General features: G+C 73.8%; 24 protein-coding genes. 11 read left to right on the top strand and 13 right to left on the bottom strand.

Annotation, left to right across the window (positions count from 1 at the left end; all coding sequences use genetic code 11):
• Positions 1 to 70: 70 nt before the first annotated feature.
• Complete coding sequence (locus tag ACFVS6_RS32530; RefSeq protein ID WP_389709549.1) at positions 71 to 1,054, bottom strand: tellurite resistance/C4-dicarboxylate transporter family protein; 984 nt, start codon at positions 1,052 to 1,054, stop codon at positions 71 to 73.
• Positions 1,055 to 1,184: 130 nt separating this feature from the next.
• On the bottom strand, positions 1,185 to 1,811 hold the full coding sequence (locus ACFVS6_RS32525; protein ID WP_389709548.1) for an alpha-ketoglutarate-dependent dioxygenase AlkB: 627 nt from the start codon (positions 1,809 to 1,811) through the stop codon (positions 1,185 to 1,187).
• A 153-nt stretch (positions 1,812 to 1,964) separates the two neighbouring features.
• Between ACFVS6_RS32525 and ACFVS6_RS32520 the strand changes: the two genes are divergently transcribed.
• Positions 1,965 to 2,411 (top strand): hypothetical protein, encoded by a 447-nt coding sequence (locus tag ACFVS6_RS32520; protein ID WP_389709546.1) that lies wholly within the window; start codon positions 1,965 to 1,967, stop codon positions 2,409 to 2,411.
• A gap of 298 nt (positions 2,412 to 2,709) precedes the next feature.
• Positions 2,710 to 3,876 carry an alanine--tRNA ligase-related protein gene (locus tag ACFVS6_RS32515; protein ID WP_389709544.1) on the top strand — a complete coding sequence of 389 codons (1,167 nt, stop codon included), beginning with the start codon at positions 2,710 to 2,712 and terminating at the stop codon, positions 3,874 to 3,876.
• Positions 3,877 to 3,925: 49 nt separating this feature from the next.
• Here ACFVS6_RS32515 and ACFVS6_RS32510 read toward each other — a convergent pair whose 3' ends face one another.
• Positions 3,926 to 4,576, bottom strand: a complete 651-nt coding sequence (locus ACFVS6_RS32510) for a TetR/AcrR family transcriptional regulator C-terminal domain-containing protein (RefSeq protein ID WP_389709542.1) — start codon at positions 4,574 to 4,576, stop codon at positions 3,926 to 3,928.
• Between the two features lie 30 nt (positions 4,577 to 4,606).
• Between ACFVS6_RS32510 and ACFVS6_RS32505 the strand changes: the two genes are divergently transcribed.
• Entirely contained in the window at positions 4,607 to 6,067 is a 1,461-nt protein-coding gene (locus ACFVS6_RS32505) for an FAD-dependent oxidoreductase (RefSeq protein WP_389709626.1), read from the top strand.
• A 143-nt stretch (positions 6,068 to 6,210) separates the two neighbouring features.
• Complete coding sequence (locus ACFVS6_RS32500; RefSeq protein WP_389709540.1) at positions 6,211 to 7,836, top strand: AMP-binding protein; 1,626 nt, start codon at positions 6,211 to 6,213, stop codon at positions 7,834 to 7,836.
• 34 nt (positions 7,837 to 7,870) lie between these two features.
• Here ACFVS6_RS32500 and ACFVS6_RS32495 read toward each other — a convergent pair whose 3' ends face one another.
• From ACFVS6_RS32495 to ACFVS6_RS32485, 3 genes are read right to left on the bottom strand one after another with little or no spacing between them, the layout of a single operon-like run.
• Positions 7,871 to 8,845: an NAD(P)-dependent alcohol dehydrogenase gene (locus ACFVS6_RS32495; protein WP_389709538.1), complete on the bottom strand. Its 975-nt coding sequence runs from the start codon at positions 8,843 to 8,845 to the stop codon at positions 7,871 to 7,873.
• Complete coding sequence (locus tag ACFVS6_RS32490; RefSeq protein WP_389709536.1) at positions 8,842 to 9,120, bottom strand: helix-turn-helix transcriptional regulator; 279 nt, start codon at positions 9,118 to 9,120, stop codon at positions 8,842 to 8,844. Before ACFVS6_RS32490 ends, ACFVS6_RS32495 begins: the two co-directional genes overlap by 4 nt.
• Positions 9,114 to 9,542 (bottom strand): hypothetical protein, encoded by a 429-nt coding sequence (locus ACFVS6_RS32485; RefSeq protein ID WP_389709534.1) that lies wholly within the window; start codon positions 9,540 to 9,542, stop codon positions 9,114 to 9,116. Before ACFVS6_RS32485 ends, ACFVS6_RS32490 begins: the two co-directional genes overlap by 7 nt.
• 137 nt (positions 9,543 to 9,679) lie before the next feature.
• On the opposite strand from ACFVS6_RS32485, the gene ACFVS6_RS32480 reads away from it, so the two are divergent.
• A complete protein-coding gene (locus ACFVS6_RS32480) occupies positions 9,680 to 11,329 on the top strand; it encodes a helix-turn-helix domain-containing protein (protein ID WP_389709532.1) in 1,650 nt (549 codons plus the stop codon).
• Between the two features lie 51 nt (positions 11,330 to 11,380).
• On the opposite strand, the gene ACFVS6_RS32475 is transcribed toward ACFVS6_RS32480, so the two are convergent.
• Together ACFVS6_RS32475 and ACFVS6_RS32470 are read right to left on the bottom strand one after the other, a co-directional pair.
• A complete protein-coding gene (locus ACFVS6_RS32475; RefSeq protein WP_389709530.1) occupies positions 11,381 to 12,646 on the bottom strand; it encodes a cation:proton antiporter in 1,266 nt (421 codons plus the stop codon).
• A 7-nt stretch (positions 12,647 to 12,653) separates the two neighbouring features.
• A complete protein-coding gene (locus ACFVS6_RS32470; RefSeq protein WP_281209480.1) occupies positions 12,654 to 13,124 on the bottom strand; it encodes a cation:proton antiporter regulatory subunit in 471 nt (156 codons plus the stop codon).
• 208 nt (positions 13,125 to 13,332) lie between these two features.
• On the opposite strand from ACFVS6_RS32470, the gene ACFVS6_RS32465 reads away from it, so the two are divergent.
• A complete protein-coding gene (locus ACFVS6_RS32465) occupies positions 13,333 to 13,662 on the top strand; it encodes a UBP-type zinc finger domain-containing protein (RefSeq protein ID WP_389709528.1) in 330 nt (109 codons plus the stop codon).
• Between the two features lie 6 nt (positions 13,663 to 13,668).
• Here the strand turns inward: ACFVS6_RS32465 and ACFVS6_RS32460 are convergent, their stop codons facing one another.
• From ACFVS6_RS32460 to ACFVS6_RS32450, 3 genes are read right to left on the bottom strand one after another with little or no spacing between them, the layout of a single operon-like run.
• On the bottom strand, positions 13,669 to 15,018 hold the full coding sequence (locus ACFVS6_RS32460) for an NAD(P)/FAD-dependent oxidoreductase (RefSeq protein WP_389709526.1): 1,350 nt from the start codon (positions 15,016 to 15,018) through the stop codon (positions 13,669 to 13,671).
• Positions 15,019 to 15,031: 13 nt separating this feature from the next.
• Entirely contained in the window at positions 15,032 to 15,748 is a 717-nt protein-coding gene (locus ACFVS6_RS32455) for an alpha/beta fold hydrolase (protein WP_389709524.1), read from the bottom strand.
• 5 nt (positions 15,749 to 15,753) lie between these two features.
• Positions 15,754 to 17,028, bottom strand: coding sequence for a class I SAM-dependent methyltransferase (locus ACFVS6_RS32450; protein WP_389709522.1), 1,275 nt, complete (start codon positions 17,026 to 17,028; stop codon positions 15,754 to 15,756).
• A gap of 392 nt (positions 17,029 to 17,420) precedes the next feature.
• On the opposite strand from ACFVS6_RS32450, the gene ACFVS6_RS32445 reads away from it, so the two are divergent.
• The 4 genes from ACFVS6_RS32445 to ACFVS6_RS32430 all read left to right on the top strand — a co-directional run bounded on the left by ACFVS6_RS32445 (position 17,421) and on the right by ACFVS6_RS32430 (position 19,878).
• Positions 17,421 to 17,837 (top strand): YciI family protein, encoded by a 417-nt coding sequence (locus ACFVS6_RS32445; protein ID WP_389709520.1) that lies wholly within the window; start codon positions 17,421 to 17,423, stop codon positions 17,835 to 17,837.
• Positions 17,834 to 19,120, top strand: a complete 1,287-nt coding sequence (locus tag ACFVS6_RS32440; RefSeq protein ID WP_389709518.1) for an RNA polymerase sigma factor — start codon at positions 17,834 to 17,836, stop codon at positions 19,118 to 19,120. The genes ACFVS6_RS32445 and ACFVS6_RS32440 overlap by 4 nt, the downstream gene beginning before the upstream one ends.
• A 46-nt stretch (positions 19,121 to 19,166) precedes the next feature.
• Complete coding sequence (locus ACFVS6_RS32435; protein ID WP_389709516.1) at positions 19,167 to 19,346, top strand: hypothetical protein; 180 nt, start codon at positions 19,167 to 19,169, stop codon at positions 19,344 to 19,346.
• Positions 19,347 to 19,467: 121 nt separating this feature from the next.
• Positions 19,468 to 19,878: a rodlin gene (locus ACFVS6_RS32430; RefSeq protein WP_385583442.1), complete on the top strand. Its 411-nt coding sequence runs from the start codon at positions 19,468 to 19,470 to the stop codon at positions 19,876 to 19,878.
• Positions 19,879 to 20,154: 276 nt separating this feature from the next.
• Here ACFVS6_RS32430 and ACFVS6_RS32425 read toward each other — a convergent pair whose 3' ends face one another.
• Together ACFVS6_RS32425 and ACFVS6_RS32420 are read right to left on the bottom strand one after the other, a co-directional pair.
• Positions 20,155 to 21,183 carry an MASE1 domain-containing protein gene (locus ACFVS6_RS32425; protein WP_389709624.1) on the bottom strand — a complete coding sequence of 343 codons (1,029 nt, stop codon included), beginning with the start codon at positions 21,181 to 21,183 and terminating at the stop codon, positions 20,155 to 20,157.
• Between the two features lie 45 nt (positions 21,184 to 21,228).
• Positions 21,229 to 22,077: a PP2C family protein-serine/threonine phosphatase gene (locus ACFVS6_RS32420; protein ID WP_389709514.1), complete on the bottom strand. Its 849-nt coding sequence runs from the start codon at positions 22,075 to 22,077 to the stop codon at positions 21,229 to 21,231.
• A 171-nt stretch (positions 22,078 to 22,248) separates the two neighbouring features.
• On the opposite strand from ACFVS6_RS32420, the gene ACFVS6_RS32415 reads away from it, so the two are divergent.
• The gene (locus ACFVS6_RS32415; protein ID WP_389709512.1) at positions 22,249 to 22,431 is read left to right on the top strand and encodes a CsbD family protein; all 183 of its coding nucleotides are present in this window, start codon (positions 22,249 to 22,251) and stop codon (positions 22,429 to 22,431) included.
• The last annotated feature ends 129 nt before the right edge of the window (positions 22,432 to 22,560 follow it).

Raw genomic sequence — 22,560 nt, 5'->3', positions numbered from 1 at the left:
GCGCGGCACGCCACCGGAGGCGGGACCCGGCCCGCCGACGCGGCGCCCGCCGCGGCATCGCCCGCCGCCGTCACGGGTCCGGTACGGCGGAACCCGGGCCGGAGGGGGGCCGGCCGCCGCGCCGGGACAGGAGGAACGCGGTGCAGGTGAGGACGCAGGCTCCGACCGCGATCCAGAGCAGTACCTCTCCCAGCGGCCGCAGCCAGCCCGGGCCGGTCGCGGCCGCGGTGGACAGGCAGGCCGTGGCGGTCATGCCGAGGGGGAAGACGGTGGACCAGCGGCGGATGTCGTAGTGCGGGCGGGGACTGCGCACTTCGGCGGCGAGCAGGACGGCGTACCAGGCGAGCGAGACGGCGAGGCAGGCCAGGGTGAGGGTGCGCAGGGCGGTGTGCGCGGCGCCGGTCCAGAGGGGGGAGGCGGTGAGCTTCGCACCCGCCAGGGCCGTGATGGACAGGGCCCCGCCGGCCACCCAGTGGTCGCCCGCGCCGCCGGTGACCTCCCGGAAGTCGAAGCGCGGCAGGGCCAGCGCGTAGAGCAGCAGCCCGAGGCAGAAACAGGCCAGGGCCACCCGGGCGAGCCAGTCGGGGCGCGGTCCGTCGGCCAGGGTGGCGGCGAGCACGGCGAGCCCTTGGGTGGCGACGCAGGCGAGGAAGGCGGCGCCGGGCATCCGTCGGCGCCAGTGCCGGACGACGGCGCCGAGCAGTCCGGGCCACAGGACGGCGGCGAGCACCAGGAGGGCGGTGGCAGTGGCCGGGGCGGCGGGCCGGTCGAGTTGCGCGATGCGGGTGCCGAGCACGGTGGTGGCGGCCACGGCGGTGAGGGCGGAGGGGGTGTAGGCCTCGGCCCTGAACCGGCCTCGGTCGGCGACGAGCAGGCCCGCGAAGTCGGCGGCCAGCACGAGCCACAGCGCCGCGGCGACGGCGAGCGCGCCGAGGGAGATCCAGGTGCGGCCGACGAGGTCCAGGCCGACCGAGAGGATGCCGGTGGCCATGACGACTCCCCCGGCGGCGGGCGTGAGTGCGGCCCACCGGCCCCGGAGGCGTTCGACGCTCATGTTCACCGGCTTTCGATCGTCCACCCGGCTTCGATCCGATCCGGCTCGCGAGGGGTGCGGAAGGCCCGGTCGGGCGCGCCCCCATGACACCTCAACGCGGCGGCGCCCGCCGAGTCGGCGCGCCGTCCCGTCACATGACGCCGCGGGTACGGAACTGGACGCTGATCCGGGGTCCGACGGCGCGTGACGTCTTGGGGACGGCGTGCTCCATGGTCCGCTGGCAGGAGCCGCCCATGACGACGAGGTCGCCGTGCCCCAGGGGCAGCCGGAGCAGGGTCGCGCCTCCTTCGCGGGGGCGGAGCACGAGGTCGCGGGGGTCGCCGACGGAGAGGATCGCGACCATGGTGTCCTGCGTCGCGGAGCGGCCGGTGCGGTCCCCGTGCCAGGCGACGCTGTCCCGGCCGTCTCGGTAGAGGCACAGTCCGGCCGTGACGAAGGGTTCGCGCAGTTCGGCGGCGTAGTGCCGGTCGAGTGCCGTGCGGGCTCCGGTCAGGGCGGGGTGGGGCAGTTCCGCGCCGGCCCCGTAGAAGGCGAGCAGCCGGGGCACGTCCACCTCGCGGTCGTACATCTGCCGGCGTTCGGCGCGCCACGGGACCTCGGCGGCGAGGCTCTCGAAGAGGGTGTCGGCCCCGGTCAGCCAGCCGGGGAGACGGTCCACCCAGGCCCCGGCGCCGAGGTGCGTGCGCCGGAGCCCGGCGAGCGGGCCGAGCCGGATCTCGTCGGTCTGGTCGAAGAGGGAGCCCTGGAGCGCGTGCATGGCTCCACGATACCCCCGAATCCGAACACCTGCTCGAATATGAGGTCGCCGCTGTCCCGGCCGGAGTGCCGACGCCATGGCCCTGTGCCACGCTGAATCGGGGGATCACCCGTCCAGGCTGCTCGTCCGGCTCTGCCATCCGAGGAGACCCACATGGCCAGTGACGCCACCCGACCCCAAGCAGGGCGCGCGTACCCGAGCCCCACGCACGCGCACACGTCCGGGACCACCGTCCTCGCCGCCGCCCTGATGATCTTCGGCGGGGCCATGGCGATCTTCGAGGGGATCGCGGCCATCGCGCGCGACGGCCTGTTCCTGATGACCCGCCACTACGTGTTCCAGTTCAGCCTGGCGGGCTGGGGCTGGATCCACCTGATCCTCGGCGTCATCCTCGTCCTCGCCGGCTGCGCGGTGCTCAGCGGCGCCCTGTGGGCGCGCTACTTCGGCGTGGCCATCGCGGGTCTGGGCGCCATCGCCAACTTCATCTGGCTGCCGTACTACCCCTTGTGGGCGCTGGTGCTGATCGCCGTCAACCTCTTCATCATCTGGGCCCTGTGCACGGGCATGCACCGCGAGGCGGACGCGCACCCGGTGCGCTGAGCGTGACGGGCGGGGCCGTGCGGCGCCCCTCCCGGGGACGCCCCGTGCGTCGAAATCCGGGTGCCGCGCCGCACGGGGACCCGCTATCGTCGGGCCCATGAACGTCACCGGCCGAAGCACCACCACCGCGACCGCGCGAGCGACCAGCTCGCCGGCCGCCGCCGCCTGACGTTCCCCCTCCCCCGGCGACCGGACACGGTCCGCCGGTGGTTCCCGCGACGCCCCGTCGTCCGCGATCACGCGACTTCCCGGTTCCCGTCGTCCGGCGCCTCCACGCCCCACGCGAAGGAGCCACCCCATGCAGACGGAACACGTGGTCCGGACGTTCGTCGACTACTTCCAGGAGCGCGGCCACTGCCGCGTCACGGGCTCGACGCTGCTGCCGCCACCCGGCGATCCGGTGCTGTTCACCACCTCCGGCATGCATCCGCTCACCCCCCACCTGGAGGGTCGCCCCCACCCCCTGGGCAGGCGGTTGGTCAACACCCAGCGCTGCCTGCGCACCACGGACCTGGACGAGGTCGGCGACACCACCCACCTGACGGTCTTCGAGATGCTCGGCACCTGGTCGCTGGGCGACTACGAGGGCCCGCAGAGCCTCGACTGGGGATACGGGCTGCTCACCGAGGGCCTGGGAGTCGATCCGGGGCGGTTGCACGCCACGGTCTTCGGCGGCGACGACCGGACCGGTCCGGACCTCTCCTCCCTGGAACTGTGGCAGGGCCTCGGGGTCCCCGTGGAACTCACCGTCGAGGACAACTGGTGGTCGAACGGACCGACCGGCCCGTGCGGACCCGACTCGGAGATCTTCCTGTGGACGGGTGACGGTCCGCCCCGCTCCACGCCCACCCACGACGACCGCTGGGTGGAGGTGTGGAACCACGTGATGATGCGCCACCGCCGGCTCGACGACGGTTCGCTCATGCCGCTGCCGCAGCGGAACGTCGACACCGGGCTCGGCCTGGAGCGGCTGGCCGCCCTGCTCCAGGGCCGCACCTCGGTGTTCGACTGCGACGTGTTCGAACCCTGGCGCCGCCTCGTACCGGCCCTGTGGCCGCTGGACGAACCGTCCCTGCGGGTGGTGAACGACCACCTGCGCTCGGCCGTCGCCGTCATCGGCGACGGGGTCCGACCGGCCAACACCGGCCAGGGGTACGTACTGCGCCGGCTCGTACGGCGCGTGCTCACCCTGCTGTGGCGCGACGATCGCTCCCGCGGTCTCGGCGACCTGCCGGACGAACCGCTGCGGCACACCCTGGACCGGTTCCGGCAGGACGTGGACCCGGGCGAGGTCCGCCGGATCCTGCTGGAGGAGGAGCGCCGCTTCGCCCGGCTCCTGGAGCGCGGCCGGCGGGTGCTGGCCCGGCCCCGGTTCCGGGGCCGGTTGGAGGAGGACGACTTCCGGCACCTCCACGACACCCACGGCCTCCCGCGCGACCTGGTCATGAGCCTGCGCCCCGAGTGACCGGGCCGCCCCCGCCCGGCCCGTCCGCCCACGGGCGGGCCGGGCGGGGTCAGGCGATCCCGTACCGCGCCTCGATGCCCGCGATCAGCAGACGCAGGCTTTCCTCGAAGCCCGTCCCGTAGTCCTGGAAGAGCTCGGTGCCGGCGGCTGCGGCGAGGGGGAAGTCGGCCAGGCGCGCCGCGCGTTCGTCGACGTCGTAGCCCTCCCTGCGTTCACCCGGGGTCGGCTCGACCCCCTGCTCCTCGGTGACGAAGCCGAGGGTGAAGAAGTAGGCCGTGGACGTGGCCCGGACCGCCTGCGAGAGGGTGAATCCGGCGTCGACGAAGGCCTTGAGGTTCTCCTCCATGCGGACGGCGTGCTCGGTGCCGGTGAACCGCGAGCCGCTGTAGACCTTCGCGCCGTCCCGGTAGCCGAGCAGGACGTCGCGCAGGCCCGCACTGGTCGCCACGAGCCGCTGCTGCCACGTGGCGTCCGGCGCGGGCGGCTCCCCCGCGACCATCCGGCGGTACATCTCCGTGGCCATCTCGTCGAGCAGTTCCTGCTTGTTCTTGAAGTGCCAGTAGAGGGCGGGCGCCTGGACGTCCAGCTCCTTGGCGATCGCGCGCAGGGTCAGGCCGTCGAGGCCGACCTCGTTCAACAGCCGCAGTGCCGTGTCGACGGCCTGCTTCTTGTCCAGCTTGGGGGTTCTCCTGGTTGCCACGCTTGACAGCTTAACACCGTTAAGTGCACGCTGTCGGGGCAGCAACTTAACAGCGTTAAGGAGATTCCCGTGCACCAGGACACCGATGTGCTCGTCGTCGGCGCCGGCCCCACCGGCCTCACCCTCGCCGTCGAACTCGCCCGGCGCGGGGTCCGCGCCGTCGTCGTCGAACGGGCCGATCGCCTGTTCCCCGGCTCGCGCGGCAAGGGGCTCCAGCCCCGCACCCTGGAGGTGCTCGACGACCTGGGACTGCACGAGGAGATCCGGGCGGCCGGCGCCCCGTACCCGGTCGGCATGGTCTGGCAGGACGGGAAGCGACAGGGCGAATACGTGATGTTCGACGCGGCCGAACCGGACGAGGGGTCGCCGTACGCCACGCCCTGGATGGTGCCGCAGTGGCGGACGCAGGAGATCCTCCACGCCCGCCTGTGCGAGCTGGACGGGACCGTCGCGTTCGGCCGGGACCTGGTGGGCCTGGCCCAGGACGCGGACGGGGTGACGGCCACGTTCGCCTGCGGCGGGACGGTCCGCGCCCGCTACGCGGTCGCCGCGGACGGCGGCCGGTCCACGGTGCGGCGCTCCCTGGGCATCGGCATGACCGGGGAGACCGTCGACCCCGGCGCGATGCTGGTGGCCGACGTCCGCATCACCGGCCTGGACCGCGACAACTGGCACTTCTTCCCGCCCACCCCCGACGGCGGGTACCTCTCCATCTGCCCGCTGGCCGGCACGGAGGACTTCCAGGTCGTGGCGCAGTTCCCCGAGGGCGAGGCCGATCTCTCCCTCGAAGGCATCCGCACGACCGTCGCCGCCCGTTCCCACCTCGCGCCCGCCGACGTGACGGAGGTGCGCTGGGCCTCCGACTTCAGGCCGCGGGCCGCCATGGCCGACCGGTTCCGTTCCGGCCGCGTCTTCCTCGCCGGCGACGCCGCGCACGTCCACTCCCCCGCGGGCGGCCAGGGCCTCAACACCAGCGTCCAGGACGCGTACAACCTCGGCTGGAAGCTGGCCGCCGTACTGCGGGACGGCGCCCCCGAGTCCCTGCTCGACACCTACGAGGAGGAACGCCTGCCGGTCGCCGCCGGCATGCTCGGCCTGTCGACCCGGGTCCACCGCGGCGAGACCCGGCGCGGCAAGGCCACCACCCAACTCGACCTCGGCTACCGGGACGCGTCGCTCGCGGTCGAGACGCGCACCGACCCGCCCGGGGACGCCCTGCGCGCGGGCGACCGCGCGCCGGACGGCCGACGCGACGGCGTGCACCTGTTCGGCGAGTTCCGGGGCACGCACTGGACGCTGCTGACCGTCGGCCCGGAAGCCGCCGGCGCCGATCCCGGCCTCGGCGAGTCCCCCGCCGTCCGCACCGTCCGGATTCCCTCGTACGGGGCCTACGGGGACGGGGTCTTCCTGATCCGCCCCGACGGATACGTCGGCTGGGCGGGCGACACCGCGGCGGGCGCGGCGGCGTACGCCTCCCGGTTCGGCCTGTAGGGGAAGGGCGCGGCAGGGGGGTTGGCCCGGGGCGCGCGGGAGAGGATCATGAGCGCGCCGGGCCCTCCGGGCCCGTGCGAACCCGTCGTCCGCCCGCCGTCCGTCCGCCGCCCCTGCTGCGGCGGCGAGTCCAGGAGGTACGTGTGTCCGTCGCGTCGAGTTGTGCGTCCGGGAGCGTGGAGGTCCCCCTGCTGGACGAGACGATCGGGGACAACCTCGACCGTACGGTGAGCAGGTTCCCGGACCGTGACGCCCTCGTCGACGTGGCCGCCGGCCGCTCGTGGACGTACGCGCAACTGGCGGCCGACGTGGACGCCCTCGCCCTCGGGCTGCTCGACCTGGGCATCGTCAAGGGCGACCGCGTCGGGATCTGGTCCCCCAACCGTGCCGAGTGGACGCTGACGCAGTACGCCACCGCGAAGATCGGGGCGATCCTCGTTACCGTCAACCCGGCTTATCGGGCCCACGAGTTGGAGTACGTACTGGGCCAGTCCGGGATCCGGCTCCTGGTCGCGGCGGACCGTTTCAAGTCCTCCGACTACGCGGCGATGATCGAGGAGGTCCGGCCGCGCTGCGCCGGGCTGGAGTTCGTCGCCCTGCTGGACGGACCTTTGTGGGCCTCGCTGTTCGCCCGGGGACGGGCGGCCGATCGGGCCGCGCTGGTCCGGGCCCGGGCCGACCTCGCCCCGGACGAGCCGATCAACATCCAGTACACCTCGGGCACCACGGGCTTCCCGAAGGGCGCCACCCTCTCGCACCGCAACATCCTCAACAACGGCTTCTTCGTCGGGGAATCCTGCGGTTACACCGAGCAGGACCGGGTGTGCGTCCCGGTCCCCTTCTACCACTGCTTCGGCATGGTCATGGGCAACCTCGCCTGCACCAGCCACGGGGCGGCCATGGTGATCCCCGCGCCCGCCTTCGACCCGGTGGCCACCCTGGCGGCGGTCGAGGCGCAGCGCTGCACCTCGCTGTACGGGGTGCCGACCATGTTCATCGCCGAACTGGCCGCCCCGGGCTTCGAGGAGTACGACCTGTCGAGCCTGCGGACCGGCATCATGGCCGGTTCGCCGTGCCCGGTCGAGGTGATGAACGAGGTCATCGAACGCATGGGCATGACCGAGGTGTCGATCTGCTACGGAATGACGGAGACCTCCCCGGTGTCCACGCAGACCCGCGCGGACGATCCGGTGGAGCGCCGGGTCTCGACCGTGGGCCGGGTCGGCCCGCACCTGGAGGTCAGGGTGATCGATCCGGACACCGGCCGGACCGTGCCGCGCGGCACCCCGGGCGAGCTGTGCACCCGGGGGTATTCGGTCATGCTCGGCTACTGGGGGGAGCCGGAGAAGACCGCCGAGGCCGTCGACGCGGAGGGCTGGATGCACACGGGTGACCTGGCGGTCATGGACGGGGACGGCTACCTCGCCATCACCGGCAGGATCAAGGACATGGTGATCCGGGGCGGCGAGAACCTGTACCCGCGCGAGATCGAGGAGTTCCTCCACTCGCACCCGGACGTGCTGGACGTCCAGGTGATCGGCGTGCCCGACCCGAAGTACGGGGAGGAGCTGATGGCCTGGGTGCGGATGCGCGAGGGCGCCGAGCCGCTGACCGCGGACGCCGTCCGCGCGTACTGCCACGGACGGCTCGCCCACTTCAAGATCCCGCGCTACGTGCACGTCGTGGACGAGTTCCCGATGACCGTCACCGGGAAGATCCGCAAGGTCGAGATGCGCGCGGTCGCGGCCCGGCTGCTCGACGGGCGGTAGGGGCGAGCGCCGCGGCCCGCGACCGGTGGCGGCGTCACACCCGGACGACGGCCTTGCCGCGCACCCGGCCCTCCCTCAGGTGGCGTATCGCATCGGGGACCTCGGGCAGGGCGTACGTCCGGTCGACGGCCGGGACGAGCGCGCCCGAGTCGATGAACCCGGCCAGGGCCAACAGGTCGTCGGCCCGGACCGCGGAGGCCAGCGCCCGCAGACGGTGCCGGACGAAGGGGGACAGCAGCAGGGCCCGCAGCTGACGGTCGTTGCCGCCGATCCAGCTCCCTTCGCCCTCACCGCCGACGATGACGAGGGTGCCGCGCGGGGCGAGTGCCCGCCGCAGGCTCCGCAGCGTGCGGTTCCCCGCGATGTCGAGCACGAGGTCGTAGCGCCGGGTTCCGTCGACCGGGTCCTCGGTGGCGTAGTCGACGGTGTCGTCGGCGCCGAGCAAGCGGACCAGGTCCGCCTTGGCGGCGCTGCACACGCCGGTGACGTGACCGGCCCCGAGGGCCTTGGCCAGCTGCACGGCGTACGTTCCGACGCCGCCCGCGGCCCCGATGACCAGGACGCTCCCGCCCGGCCGGAGCCGGCCGGCGCCGCGCAGGGCCTGGAGGGCCGAGACGGCCGACACCGGTACGGCGGCCGCCTGTTCGGGGGTGAGGCCGGCGGGCCGGGGGGCGAGGCGGTCCTCCTTGGCGCAGGCGTACTCCGCGAACGAGCCGTCGCAGATCCCGTACACCTCGTCGCCCGGACCGAAGCGGGTGACGCCGGGGCCGACGGCCTCGACCCGGCCCGCGACGTCCAGTCCGCGGATGCGGCCCTTGGGCCTGCGCAGGCCGAAACCGGCGGCGCGGATCAGGTAGGGCCGACCCGCCATGATGTGCCAGACGCCCTGGTCGACTCCGGCGGCGTGCACCCGCAGGAGCACCTCGCCCCGGCCGGGCACGGGCCGGGGCACGTCTTCGAGGCGCAGCACCTCGGGAGGCCCGTAGACGTCCTGGACGATCGCTCTCATGGGGTTTCTCCCTCGTTGGCCTCATCGGCAGGGGTGGCCGGCGCGGTGGCGCCGGCGGGGGTGCCCGCGTACTGGAAGACGCTGTCGAGCGGGACGCCGAACACGGCGGCGATCTGGAAGGCCATCTCCAGCGACGGCGAGTAGCGGCCCTGCTCGATGGCGATGACCGTCTGCCGACTGACGCCGATGCGGCGCGCGAGTTCGGCCTGGGTCATCTCGCCGTGGGCGAAGCGCTGGGCCCGGATGGTGTTGGTGACCCTCGTCGGCTTCACCACGGGTGGAATCCGAACCGGTAAGAAATGATCTTGACCGTGGAGCCGAGGGCCGACGACAGCACGAAGGCCAGGTAGATCGCGTTGGCGATCCAGAAGGGCGCGGCCTCGGCCATCGCCAGCAGGAGCCCGGCCACCGCCCCGATCACGACGAACGACTGCCCGACGTACTCGCCGAACCGGTGGATCTCCCGGTCCCGCCGGTCCTTCGTGTTGTCCTCGGCCGAGGCGAGGGCGGCCACCGTGACGTGTCCCGCGACGGAGGCGGCGATCGACAGGCCCACCGTCCACAACAGGGCCGCCACGTAGGGCGCTTGGGCCAAGGCCACCCCGGCCGGTCGCTCCAGCACCACCCACAGGTACACCGCGTACGACGTCACCGCGACCACCAGCATGATCCAGGCGCGTTTCTCTTCGACCGCCACTGCCACCACCGCCCATGTCAAGAAAACCAGACACCTGGAGTGTCAAGGAGTTGCGACACCATGTCAAGCATTCTTTACCTCACCCTCCGGTCGGCCCCGCACGGGGTCCGCGGGAGGGGTCATGACAGGCTGGGGCCATGCAGTTGCGCGATGTGATCTCGTCCCGGCTCCTCCGGCTCGTCGACGACGGCCGGGACGGCCACGAGGGACTCGATCGGCCCGTGCACCGCACGGTGACCATCGATCTGCCGGACCCGCGCAGGTTCGTCTGCCCCGGCGACCTCGTGCTGACCGGACTGACCTGGCTGCGCCAGGATCCGCAGCGGCCCGACGCCTTCGTACGGATCCTCGTGGAGGCCGGTGCCGCGGCGCTCGGCGCGGGCGAGGCCGAGTTCGGGCACGTGCCCGTCGCTTTGGAGGAGGCCTGCACCCGGCACGGCCTGCCGTTGCTCGCGATCGGCGTGGACGTCTCCTTCACCTCGGTCGCCGAGTTCGTCGCACGCCGTCAGGCCGGTGCACGGGTCGGGAACCTGGCGGCGCTGGTGGATCGCCACCGGCGACTGACCGCGACCGGACGCACGGGCGGCGGGGCCGAAGCCCTCCTGGAACTGCTGCTGTCCGAACTCGACCTGCGCGCGCACGTCCTGTCGCCCACCGGCCGGCTGGTCGCCGGCACCCGACCGGCCCTGACCGAGGAGACCGCGACGGCCCTCGCCGGCCGGTTCCTGGCCGCCGAGCGCGCCGGACGGCGGCCCCCGCACCGCACCACGATCCGTACGGTGCCCTACTCCCTGTTCCCCGTGCGGTCGGATCCGACGGCCGCGGCCGCGCCGACCGACTGGCTGGTGGCGGTGGAGGCCGACAGCGGCGACTGGCCCGGCGAGCACATCGACCTCGTGGAGCGGCTGGCCGCACTGGTGGCGGTGGAACGCGCCGACCGGCACGCCGACCGCGACCCCGGGCGGCGCGCCGCGGGCCGCCTCCTCGGCCCGCTGGAGTCCGCCTCCGGCGGCGCGGCGGCGACGGAGGCCGCGGCCCGCCTGACCGCGACCCTGACCGGGACGAACGGGCCCGGCGAAGAGCCCCGTTGGCAGCCGGTGGCGGCGCGACTGGACGCCCCGACGGGCGGGGCTCCCGTACGGGACCTGCTGGAGGAGGTGCTGCTGCACCCGCGCTGCCTCGGCCCCGACGCCGCGCACCGGATCGCGGTGACCGGCGCCGGGGACCCCGGCGAGGCGGTGGCCTTCGTCCTCCTGGCACGGGGCGAGGAACTGACCTCCGGGGCCGTGCGGCAGGTGGCCGGCGGGGCGTTGCCGCTCGCACTGCGGGACGGGGAGCGGCTGAGCATCGGGCTCGGCGACCCCGTGCGGGACCCGGCGGACCTGCGGCACGCCCTGGCGGAGGCCCGCCACGCGCGCCGGGTGGCGGCCGCGCCGGACGCGGCGGGGACGGGGCCGGTGTCATCCGTCGGCGTGTGCGGCCCCGCCGACATGGCCTCGCACGTGATGTCCCTGCTGCCGCTGATCCCGGCGGAGGCGCGGCGGGCGTTCAGCCGCCGGCTGCTGTCCCCGCTGTACGAGTACGACCGCCGCCACCACAGCGACCTGGTCCCCACGCTCCGGGCCTTCCTGGACCACGACGGCTCCTGGGCCCGGTGCGGGGAGGCGCTGCACCTGCACGTGAACTCGCTGCGCTACCGGATCAGCCGGATCGAGTCGCTGACGGGACGCAACCTGACCCGGCTGGAGGACAAGATGGACTTCGCCGCGGCACTGCGCATGCACTGAGTCCGGCTGCCCCGGGGGTCGGGCCCCGGGGCTCGACCCCCGGGGCCCGGCTCAGGCGCGGCCGGCCGGGTCCTGGTCCTGGACCGGCTGCCGGTCCGGCACCGTTTCCGGGGACTTCGCCGGGGACGGCACCGCGGACAGCACCGGCTGGGCCGGCGGCGTGCGCAGGCCGGTGATCCATATGCCCAGGGGCTGGGTGTAGCGGGCGGTGAGCGGCCCGATGACCACCAGGATCAGGACGTAGGCGGTGGCGAGCGGCCCCAGCGCGGGTTCGATCCCGGCGGTGACGGCGAGGCCCGCGATGACGATGGAGAACTCACCGCGGGCGACGAGCGTGCCCCCGGCCCGCCACCGTCCGTTGACTCCGACCCCGGCCCTCTTGGCGGCCCAGTAGCCGGTGGCGATCTTCGTGAGCGCGGTCACCACGGCGAGCGCGAGCGCCGGCAGCAGCACGGGCGGGATGCTGGCGGGATCCGTGTGCAGGCCGAAGAAGACGAAGAACACGGCGGCGAAGAGGTCGCGCAACGGGCTGAGCAGGGTGTGCGTGCCCTCGGCCACCTCACCGGAGAGGGCGATGCCGACGAGGAAGGCGCCGACGGCGGCGGAGACCTGGAGCTGCTGGGCGACGCCCGCGACCAGCAGGGTCAGGCCGAGGACGACGAGCAGGAGCTTCTCCGGGTCGTCGCTGGAGACGAAGCGGGAGATGACCCGGCCGTAGCGGACCGCGACGAACAGGACGGCGCCCGCGACGCCGAGGGCGATGGCCAGGGTGAGGCTTCCGGCGGCGAGGCCGACGCCCGCGAGGAGGGCGGTGACGATCGGCAGGTAGACCGCCATCGCCAGGTCCTCCAGGACCAGGATGCTGAGGATGACCGGTGTCTCGCGGTTGCCGAGCCGGCCCAGGTCCCCCATCACCTTGGCGATGACCCCGGACGACGAGATCCAGGTGACCCCCGCCAGCACGACGGCGGCGACCGGCCCCCAACCCATCAGGAGCGCGGCGACCGCGCCCGGTACGGCGTTGAGCGTGAAGTCGACGAGGCCCGCGGGGTACTGGGTCTTGAGGTTGGACACCAGATCGCTGGCGGTGTACTCGAGGCCGAGCATCAGCAGGAGCAGGATGACGCCGATCTCGGCGCCGATGGCGACGAACTCCTCGCTCGCGCCGAGGGGCAGGAGTCCACCGGTGCCGAAGGCGAGTCCGGCGAGCAGGTAGAGGGGTATCGGGGAGAAGTGGAAGCGGCCCGCGAGCCTGCCGAGCAGGCCCAGGCCGAGGATGATCGCACCGAATTCGATCAGGAAGACTGCGGAATGCACGTGCGGATCACTCCCGTCCGAGTATCGAGGCGGCCGCGTCGACGCCCTCGCGGGTGCCGATCACGATGAGGGTGTCGCCGCCGGCGAGGCGGAAGTCGGGCGCGGGCGAGGGCCTGGCCTCGGCGCGGCGCAGGACGGCCACCACCGACACGCCCGTCTCGGTGCGCATCCGGGTCTCACCGAGCACGCGGCCGTTCCAGTGCGAGTGCGCCGACAGTTCGATGCGTTCGGCGACCAGGCCCAGGTCGGTGGTGTGCAGCAGGTTGGGGCTGTGGTGCGCCGGCATCAGCGCGTCGATGAGGGACGTGGTCTCCGCCCCCGTCAGGTGCAGGGACTGCGCGCACGCGTCGGGGTCGTCGGCCCGGTACACGTTGACCGTCCGGGTTCCGTCCCGGTGCGCGATCACCGACAGGTGTCGGTGTTCCCGGGTGGTGAGGTCGTACTGCACGCCGATGCCGGGCAGCGGTGTCGTGCTCATCCGTGGAGCAGGCACAGCCCGTCCCCCTCAATCTCGTTCTTTGCGATGGTGGTGCGGCGCACGGCCTATTCAGGCAGGTGATCCGGCGCGGCAAGACCATATGTTGCCACCTGCGAACAAGCCGGGGATATGGGTGTCATGACGGATGGACACGGGCCGCGGTGGCGGGAAGGATGGGGCGGGGGCCTGTCGCACGAAGGGAGCCGTCGTGACGCGCTGGACCGTCGCCCATGACGCGGGCAGGCCGGAGGGTCGCGCGTGCGGGCACCTGGACGGCGCCGGCGAGGGCGAACCTCCCGCGCGGAGCGAGGGTTGCGCGCGGTGCCGGGAGGCCGGGCTGCGGTGGGTGCACCTGCGGCTGTGCCTGACCTGTGGTCACGTCGGCTGCTGCGACAGCTCCTCCGGGAAGCACGCCGCTTCCCACGCCGCCGCGTCCGGTCACCCGCTGGCCCGCTCGGCCGAGGAGGGCGAGGCGTGGGCCTGGTGCTACGAGGACGAGCTGTTCCTCGTCCCGGCGGCCGGGGAGGAACCGGCCTGAGACGGCTCAGGCGCGCACGGCCCGCAGCACCTCGCGGGCGGCGCGGGCGCCCGAGGCCAACGCGCCCTGGAGCGAGCCGGTCGCCCGGTGGTCACCGCACAGGTGGAGGCCGTCCGCGATGCGGGTGGGCCGGCTGAGGGGCCACGGCGGGAGCATGACGGGCAGCGCTCCCTCCACCGTGACGGCGGCGACCGGCTCCCACGCGTCGGCGTCCGTCCCGTAGGCCTCGGTCAGCGCCGCCCGCAGCTCCGCCGGGGCCTCGGGGGCGCCCCTGCCGAGGACCGACGTGGACACCAGGGCGCGGCCGTCGCTCGCGTAGGAGGGGGCGACCTCGGTCAGCACGCAGCTGTTCAGGAACCTCCGCCCGGCATCGAGCAGCAGGGTCGGTTCCCTCAGCGGGGACGTGGCGCAGGCGTGGTAGTACGTGGTGACCGTGCGGGTTCCGGCGACCGGGCAGCCGGGGATCAGGCCGCCCGCCGTGGCCGGATCGGTGGCGACGACGACGGTGTCGGCCTCGCGGGAGGAGCCGTCGGCGAGGACCACCCCTCCCTCGGAGACGGCGGCGACGGCGGTGCCCAGCTCCAGACGGCCGGCCGGGACGGCCTCGGCGAGCTGCCGCGGGACCGCGCCGATGCCCTCGTCGGGCAGGGCCTGGGAGCCGCGCAGGAAACTGCGCCAGGTCATCCGGAACACGCGGCCGGAGGTCTCCAGCCGGTCTTCGAGGAACACGCCGGCCAGGAAGGGGCCCAGCACCTCGTCGACCAGGGAACCGGGCACGCCCCAGGAGCGCAGGGCCTCCCGCGTGTCGGTCTCCGGCAGCCGCTTGAGGAGCCGGGCCGGCATCAGCAGGCCGGCCGCGCCGAGGGCGCCCGCGGCGGCGGCGCCCGCCGGGGACAGTCGGGCGCCGCGCAGCAGGTCCAGGACCTCGCCGGGGCGCCGGGTCGGATCCGTGAAGCGGACGCGACCCCGGTCGGTGTGGACCAGTACGCCGGGGGTGAACGGGCGCAGCCGCAGGGCGCGAAGGTCCAGGCGACGCTTCACCTGGGGGTAGGAGGTGTTGAACACCTGGAAGCCCCGGTCCAGCCGGAATCCGCCCCGCACGTCGGTCCGCATGCGGCCGCCCACCCGGTCGGAGGCCTCCAGCAGGGTCACCTCGACGCCGGCGCGGGCGAGGTCCGCCGCGCAGGCGAGTCCCGCCGCGCCGGCGCCGACCACGATGACGGAGTGCTTTCCTCCACGGGTGCCGCGCATGGGCCGCCGTCCTTTCCGGTCCCTACGGATGCTGCCGTCACCGCTTCCTTCGGATCGGGACCGCCGGGCGGATGCACCCGTCGGACACCCGCGCCCGGCGGGCAACGGCCCCGCGGCCTCAGCGGCCGGTGGCGGGCATGGGGCCCAGGCCCAGGAACGCGAGGGCCACGGCGGTGGCGGTCCGGTGCCAGGTGCGGGCGTCCCGGAGCATGGCGTGGTTCCCGTGGGGCATCGCGATGCCCCCGGCCCGTATGCCGCAGGCGCGAGCGCGGCGCAGGAACTCCCAGGAGTCCTCGGCGCGGGTGACCCGGTCCTGTTCGTCGTGGAGCAGGACGATCGGGGTGTCCTGGAGGTGGACCACCGGTTCGCCGGGCGGACACCAGGGGGCCAGGCCGACGACGCCCCGGACGTGCGGTTCGTCGGCGACCCGGAGCGCGGCGCGGGCGCCCATGGAGTGCCCGATCAGGACGACGGGTACGGGCCCGGCGGCGCGGCGCAGTTCCCGCAGCGCCCGCCGGGCGTCCCGGACGGGGTCGGCGCGGTCGCCGTTCCAGCCCCGGTGGCGGTAGCGGACGTCGGCCACCAGGACCCGGTCCGCGGGGGTGGCGCGCAGCACGGCGGCGGCGAACGGGCGCATGCGCAGCCGGGGCAGGCCGGCCCTCGGGGGCGGCGCCAGGCCTTCCGCCCGGCCGCCGTGGAGCAGCAGGACGGCGCAGGCGGGCCGCGCGGGCGCCCTGCGGACGCGCAGCGCGCCCGGGACTCCGTCGCCGCGACGACGCGCGGCCTCGGCGGGGGCTCCGGGCTCCCGGGACGGCCCGGCGGGGTGACCGCTCACCGGGCTCACCGGGCCCCTTCGACGAGGAGCAGTTGGCGGACGTCCAGGTAGCGGGAGCGGAACCCGGCCTCCGAGTAGGCCAGGTACAGCTCCCACATGCGGCGGAACGTGACGTCGAACCCGAGGGCGGCGACCTCGTCGGCGCGGGCGGTGAACCGTTCCCGCCACAGGCGCAATGTCTCCGCGTAGTGGTCGCCGTAGCCCTCGTCGGAGACGACGCCGAGGCCGGCGCGGGCGGCGTGTTCCTCGATGGCGCGCCGGGAGGGGATCAGTCCGCCGGGGAAGACGTACTTGCTGATCCAGGTGTGGGTGCGGTCCGTGAGCAGCATCCGGGTGTGCGGCATGGTGATGGACTGGAGGGCGATCCGGCCGCCCGGGGCGAGTGCGTCGCGCAGGGAGCGGAAGTAGACGGGCCAGTAGTCGGCGCCCACGGCCTCGATCATCTCCACGCTGACGACGGCGTCGTACGTGCCGCGCGCCTCGCGGTAGTCCTGCAACCGCACGCTGACCCGGTCCGACATGCCGGCTTCGGCGATCCGTCGGACGGCCAGGTCCCGTTGCTCGGCGGAGAGGGTGAGCGTGACGACCTCGGCGCCCCGGGCGGCGGCGCGCAGCGCGAGTTCGCCCCAGCCCGTGCCGATCTCCAGGAGCCGTCGGTCCGGGCCGACGCCGGCGAGGTCGAGGAGCCGGTCGATCTTCCGGTGCTGCGCGGTCTCCAGGGTCTCGGGGCGGGCGGGGAAGGCGGTGAAGACGGCCGAGGAGTAGGTCATCGACGGGTCGAGGAAGAGCTCGAAGAGCTCGTTCGACAGGTCGTAGTGGTGCTGGACGTTCTCCCGGGCGCCTTCCGGGGTGCCCCGCTGCGCTTCCGGCCTGCGCCGCACCCAGGCGGCGCGCAACCGGCGCAGCGGGGCGGGGACGAGCTCGTCCACGTGGGCGGCGAGGACGGTCAGGACGCCGGGCAGGTCGTCGGCGTCCCATTCGCCGGCCATGTACGACTCGCCGAAGCCGATGAGGCCGTCGGCGGCGATCCGACGGAAGAAGGCGTCGGGGTCGTGGACGGTGAGCTCGGGCCCGTGGCCCGCCGGGGCCTGCCCGCCCAGGCGGACGCGCAGCGGAAGGCGGGCGAAGGCGCGCCGCAGGAGGCCGCGCGCGATGGCGGTGTGACCGGTGGGGGGTTCCGGGCAGCGCACCACGTCGGGCCATGATCGGGGGTCGGCCGGTATGCGGTGGCGGGGAACGGACTGGTCCTCACGCGTGGCACGGGGCGTCGAGAGGGTCACGGAGTGAAGCCTTCCGGTCGCTGCTTTCCGCGACCGGGCCGCGCTGTGTCGTGCCGCCCGGCAGCGGCCTGTCACCCTGTGCTTCGCCGCCGGGGCCGATTCGGATGGGTCGGGTTTCGCGCGGATCGGCGTCTTCCGGCCGGCCGTAACGGCGGGTTGTCGCTTTCCGGCCGTTTCGCACGCCCTCCCGCACCTCACGCCGGAGGTCGCCGGAACCTTTTCCGGCTCGGCCGGAACGCCCCGGACCTGCGACGACGCGCCGGACCGCGGCTCGGGACGGCGGGTCGTCGCGCGAAGCCGCGGGCCGCGTGTCGAAATGGTGGACACGGCTCCGACGTCCCCCGTGAGAGGCCACCGCGGAGGCGGCCCACGATCAGGAGGAGTGACACCCCATGAAGTACATGCTGATGGTCCTCGGCAACCAGGCCGACTACGACGCCATGGGCGGCAAGGGCAGCGCGGGCAATCCGGCCTGGTCGGAGGCGGACGTCAAGGCGATGTTCGACCACATGAACGCGCTCAACGACGATCTCGCCGAGTCGGGCGAGTGGGTCGACGGCCAGGGGCTCACCGAACCCCGCAGGACCCGGCTGGTGAGCGCCGGCGCCGACGGTTCGCCGGTCGTGTCCGACGGTCCTTACGGGGAGACGAAGGAAGTGCTCGCCGGCTACTGGATCGTCGACGTCGCCGATTTCTCGCGGGCCGCCGAGATCGCCGCGCGCGCCCACGCCTGTCCCGTCCCCGAGGGCGCGCCGAACTACCCGGTCGTCGTCCGGCCGGTCGACGAGGGCGCCGGGACCGAGATGTGAGGACGGGCCCCGTTCCCGAGGACCTGCTGCGCCGGCTGGCGCCGCAGGTCCTCGGGGCGCTCGTGCGCCGCTACGGCCACTTCGACCTCGCCGAGGACGCCGTGCAGGAGGCGCTGTTGGCCGCCTCCCGGCAGTGGCCGGAGGAAGGGCTGCCCGACAATCCGCGCGGCTGGCTGATCCGGGTCGGCTCCCGCCGGCTGACGGACCTGCTGCGCGGCGAGGAGGCGCGCAGGCGCCGGGAGGAGTCGGCCGCCGCGCTGACGCCGCGCGACGAGTTCGTCGCCCCGCCGCCGGGTGAGGGCCGGGCCCCGGCCGAGGACGACACGCTGAAGCTGCTGTTCCTGTGCTGTCGCGCCGACCTGGGCCCGGCGGCCCGGATCGCGCTGACGCTGCGCGCCGTGGGCGGTCTGACCACCGCCGAGATCGGCCGGGCGCTCCTGGTCCCGGAAGCGACCGTGGGGCAGCGGATCAGCCGGGCGAAGCGGCGGATCCGGTCCTCGGGGGCTCCCTTCGGCATGCCGGACGAGGACGACCGCGCCGAACGGCTCGGGGACGTCCTCCAGGTGCTCTACCTGATCTTCAACGAGGGCTACACCGCCACCTCCGGCCGCGAGCTGCGCCGCGCCGGGCTCGCCGCCGAGGCGATCCGTCTCACCCGGGCCGTCCACGCCCTGCTGCCCGACGACGGGGAGGTGGCCGGGCTGCTGGCCCTGATGCTCCTCACCGACGCGCGCCGGGACGCCCGTACGACGCCCGACGGCAGCCTGGTCCCGCTCGCCGAGCAGGACCGCGGCCGGTGGGACGCCTCGGCCATCGCCGAGGGAGTCGCCCTCGTCAGCGGCGCCCTGACCCGTACGCCGCTGGGCCCGTACCAGCTGCGCGCCGCCATCGCGGCCGTGCACGACGAGGCCCGGGGCGACGAGGACACCGACTGGGCGGACATCCTCGGGCTGTACGAGGTCCTGGTCCGTCTGGTCCCCGGCCCGGCGGAGCAGCTGGGCCGCGTGGTCGCCGTGTCCATGGTGCACGGACCGGACCGTGCCCTCGCCCTGCTCGCCGACCTGGAGCGGGACGAGCACCTGGCGGTCCACCACCGTCCGGAAGCCGTACGGGCCCACCTGCTGGAGCGGGCGGGCGATCCGGCGGGGGCCCGCGCCGCCTACACGAGGGCCGCCGAACTGACCCTCAGCCTCCCCGAGCGGCGCTACCTGCGCGCGCGGGCCGCCCGGCTCGGCGGACGCCCCGGCGGGGACGTCACCGACCCGCCGGGGCCGTCCGCATGACGGACACGGGCGTCGACTGTCGGACCTCCCCCCTACTCTTGATCACATGAGCCCGACCCCTGACTCCGAAACGCCCGGCCGTCCCCTCTCCGCCATCAACGCGGACATCCGTTGCCTGTTCGCCCGTGCCGAGGGGCGTCTTCGTGACGACGAGCGGGTGCGCCACGCGGCGCTGCTGGAGGAGTGGGCCTCGGCGATACGGGCGTCGGTCGTCACGGCTGCCTGAGCCGGAACCGCGGGGCGGTGGGCGGCAGGCGGCCGATCGGGTGAAGATGCGGAACCTGCCGCAGGTCCGGGCGTTGATCAGAGCGCTCACCACCGTGCACTCGTGCAACAGAAGGACCATGATGATCAAGAAGATGATGGCCACCGCCGCCGCCACCGCATCCATCGTCGGCGCGGGCGCCGCCCTTGCCGCTCCGGCCATGGCCATCGGCAACGACAACGGGATCAACACCGTCAACGGCAACGGTGCCTCCCAGATCTACGGCAACCAGAAGACCCACGGCGACCTGAGCCCGCAGCTCGGCCTGGTCCAGGGCACGCTCAACAAGCCCTGCATCGGTCTGCCGGCCAAGATCAACGCGCAGTCGCTCATCGCCGCGCTGAACATCGGTGTCCAGGACATCAACGTCCTGTCCAACCCGCAGAACCAGCAGTGCACCGAGAACTCGACCCAGGCCAAGGGCGACGAGCCGCTCTCCCACATCCTGGACAACATCCCGGTCCTGTCGGGCAACGTGTCCGCCAACAGCTGACCCGGTCCCCTCTTCGAGCCGGGGCCTCCGACGCCTGCGCGAGTGCCCACGGGGCCCCGGCTTGCACCACCCCCCGGATCCGCGGATCCGGACCCCTCACGTGGGCACCACCCTTCACGTTCAGAGCCTCCCGCCCGGTTGGGCGGGAGGCTCTGAACGTTTCCCGGGCTACGAACGTTTCCGGTCCGTGAACGTTTCCGGGCTCCGAGCGTTACCGGGGCTCCGAACGTTTCCGGAGCCCGGCGGTCCACCGGCGCATCGCGCGCGGCCGGCGCGCTACCCGCCGTCCGCCCGGGATCCCTCCCCGTGGAACCCGTCGCCGCCGGGCCCGTCCGTGTCGGGCGGGTGCCGGCGCGAGACCGTCCTGCCCGACGCGAGCTGATCCACCACTTCGGCGAGTTCCAGGCACGCCTGCTCGATCCGCAGGCGGATGGTGTTCTGCTCGGTGACGAGCGCCGACAGCAGCAGCGAGGTGAGGGCCGCGCTGCCGTTGAGCGCCTGGAGGTTGACCATGCCCTCGACGAAGGTGTGGTCGGCGAAGGGGCCGACGCGGGAGATGGCCGCGGCGTTGGCCATCACCGACACGAGCAGCATGACGGGCGCGCTCCCGGCGAGCTGGAACCGAAGGGCCGCCCAGATCAACAGCGGGAAGACGAGGAACAGCAGGGCCAGGCTGCTCCTGGTCGCGAGGAGCGTGACGCCGACGGCCCCGATCGCCAGGGCCGCGGCCTCGGCCCAGCGGTAGGGGTCCTGCGACACGTGGACCTTGTGCGCGACCAGCAGGAGCGGCGTCAGGACGAGCACGCCCATCGCGTCGCCGGCCCACCAGGTCCACCACACCGTCCAGAACCCGCTGTCCGGCAGGCTGTGGGTGAAGACCAGCAGCCAGGCGCCGACGGTGGCGCTGATCAGCATCGGCGCCAGCCCTCCGAGGAAGACCAGGGCCACCCCGTCGCGGAGCCGGTCGAGGTCCCTGCGGAATCCGACCCGGCGGAGCATCAGGGCCGCGCAGACGGGGGCGAGGGTGTTGCCCGCGACGATCACGAGTCCGACCGGGTCCTCCGAGCCGAGCGACCGGATGACGAGGAACGCGCCGAGCGCGATCCCGGGCCACACCCGGAGCCCCAGCCAGAGCAGGCAGGCGAGGGCGATGCCGGTGGGCGGCCACAGCGGGGTGACGACCGCTCCCTCGATCACCACTTGCTGGAGCAGCCCGATCCGCGCGCCCGCGAAGTAGGCAGCGGCAACGGCGAGGACCCGGACCACGGCCAGGAACGGACGTCGGGAGCCCTCGGTGCGCATCACTGCATCAGACAACAGCCCGGCCCCGGCGGCGGGGCGTGACACGCGTCAGGGGTCTCGCGTGTCACCCGGTCCGGCGCCGGAGGCGTCGTGACGCAGGACCAGGACGGCGGCGTCGTCCTCGTGGCCCGTCGAATCGGCGACCTTCATCACCTCGGCGGCCAACTCCCCCGGTTCCGCGCCGGCGGCGGCGCGGGCGGCGGCGGCCACCCGCGCCAGCCCCGCCTCCATCGGGAACGACGGTCCTTCGACGACCCCGTCGGTGACCAGGACGTACGAGCCCGCCGTGGTCAGCCGGCGGCGGGTCACGGGGTACTCGGCGCCTGGCAGCATGCCGAGCGGGGTGCCTCCCGCGTCCTCCACGACGCCGGACAGGCCGTCGACGGTGGCCCACACGCCGGGGACGTGGCCGGCGCGGGCCGTCTGGATCTCCCAGGTGTCGGGGTCGAACCGGAGGAAGGTGCAGGTCGCGAAGAGGTCGCAGTCCACGGAGAGCAGCAGGTCGTTGGCCCGGCTGAGCACCTCGCCCGGATCGGCGGCGGCCGCGGCCACCGCACGGACGGCGATGCGGACCTGACCCATGAAGGCGGCCGCCTCGACGTCGTGGCCCTCCACGTCGCCGATGGAGAAGCCGAGGGCTCCCCCGGGGAGCGCGAAGCCGTCGTACCAGTCGCCGCCGATGCTCAGACCGTGACGGGCGGGCGTGTACCGGGCGGCCGTGCGCAGTCCGGGGACGGACGGGAGGGAGGCGGGGAGGATCTCCCGCTGGAGCGCCTCGGCCAGTTCCACCCGGGCCTGCTGGAGTTCGGCGCCTTCCCTGGCCTGGGCCGTCAGCCTTCCGAGCCTCGTCAGCAAATCGTCGGCGGTCGCGGACCGCGGGGACCGATGGGAGGTCATGGACCGCTCCGGGGTACGTCCGCCATCAGGGTTCTGACGCGAGACAGCCCTCATCATATTTCGGGGACCCGCTGATCACATCCGCGCCCGTTCGGCGCGTGCGTTTGAGGTCCGGGATCCGGGCCACACGAGGGTTACGTGTTCCCGTCCCACCCGAGGGAGTGATCAGCTGTGCCGGAGAACGAGAAGCACCGGGCCAAGGCCGAGCAGGCCGTGGGCAGGATCAAGGAGGCGGCGGGCCGCGCGGTGGGCAACGAGCGGCTGGCGGCCGAGGGTCGCGGCGAGCGGACGAAGGGTGACGTCCGTCAGGCGAAGGAGAAGATGAAGGACATCTTCCGGCACCGGAAGCACTGACCGGTTCCTCAAGTCATCGGGCCCCCGGGGTGGGGCGGGGCGCGGCGCCGCCCCCCCCCCGCGGCCGGGTTAAACCACACCCCCCCCGGGGGGGGGGGGGCCGCCGCGGGGCGGGGTCGGATCCCAACC

This window comes from Streptomyces sp. NPDC057939 (assembly GCF_042887545.1).
Classification (GTDB): Bacteria; Actinomycetota; Actinomycetes; order Streptomycetales; family Streptomycetaceae; genus Streptomyces.
This window is presented reverse-complemented; position numbering and strand designations above follow the sequence as displayed.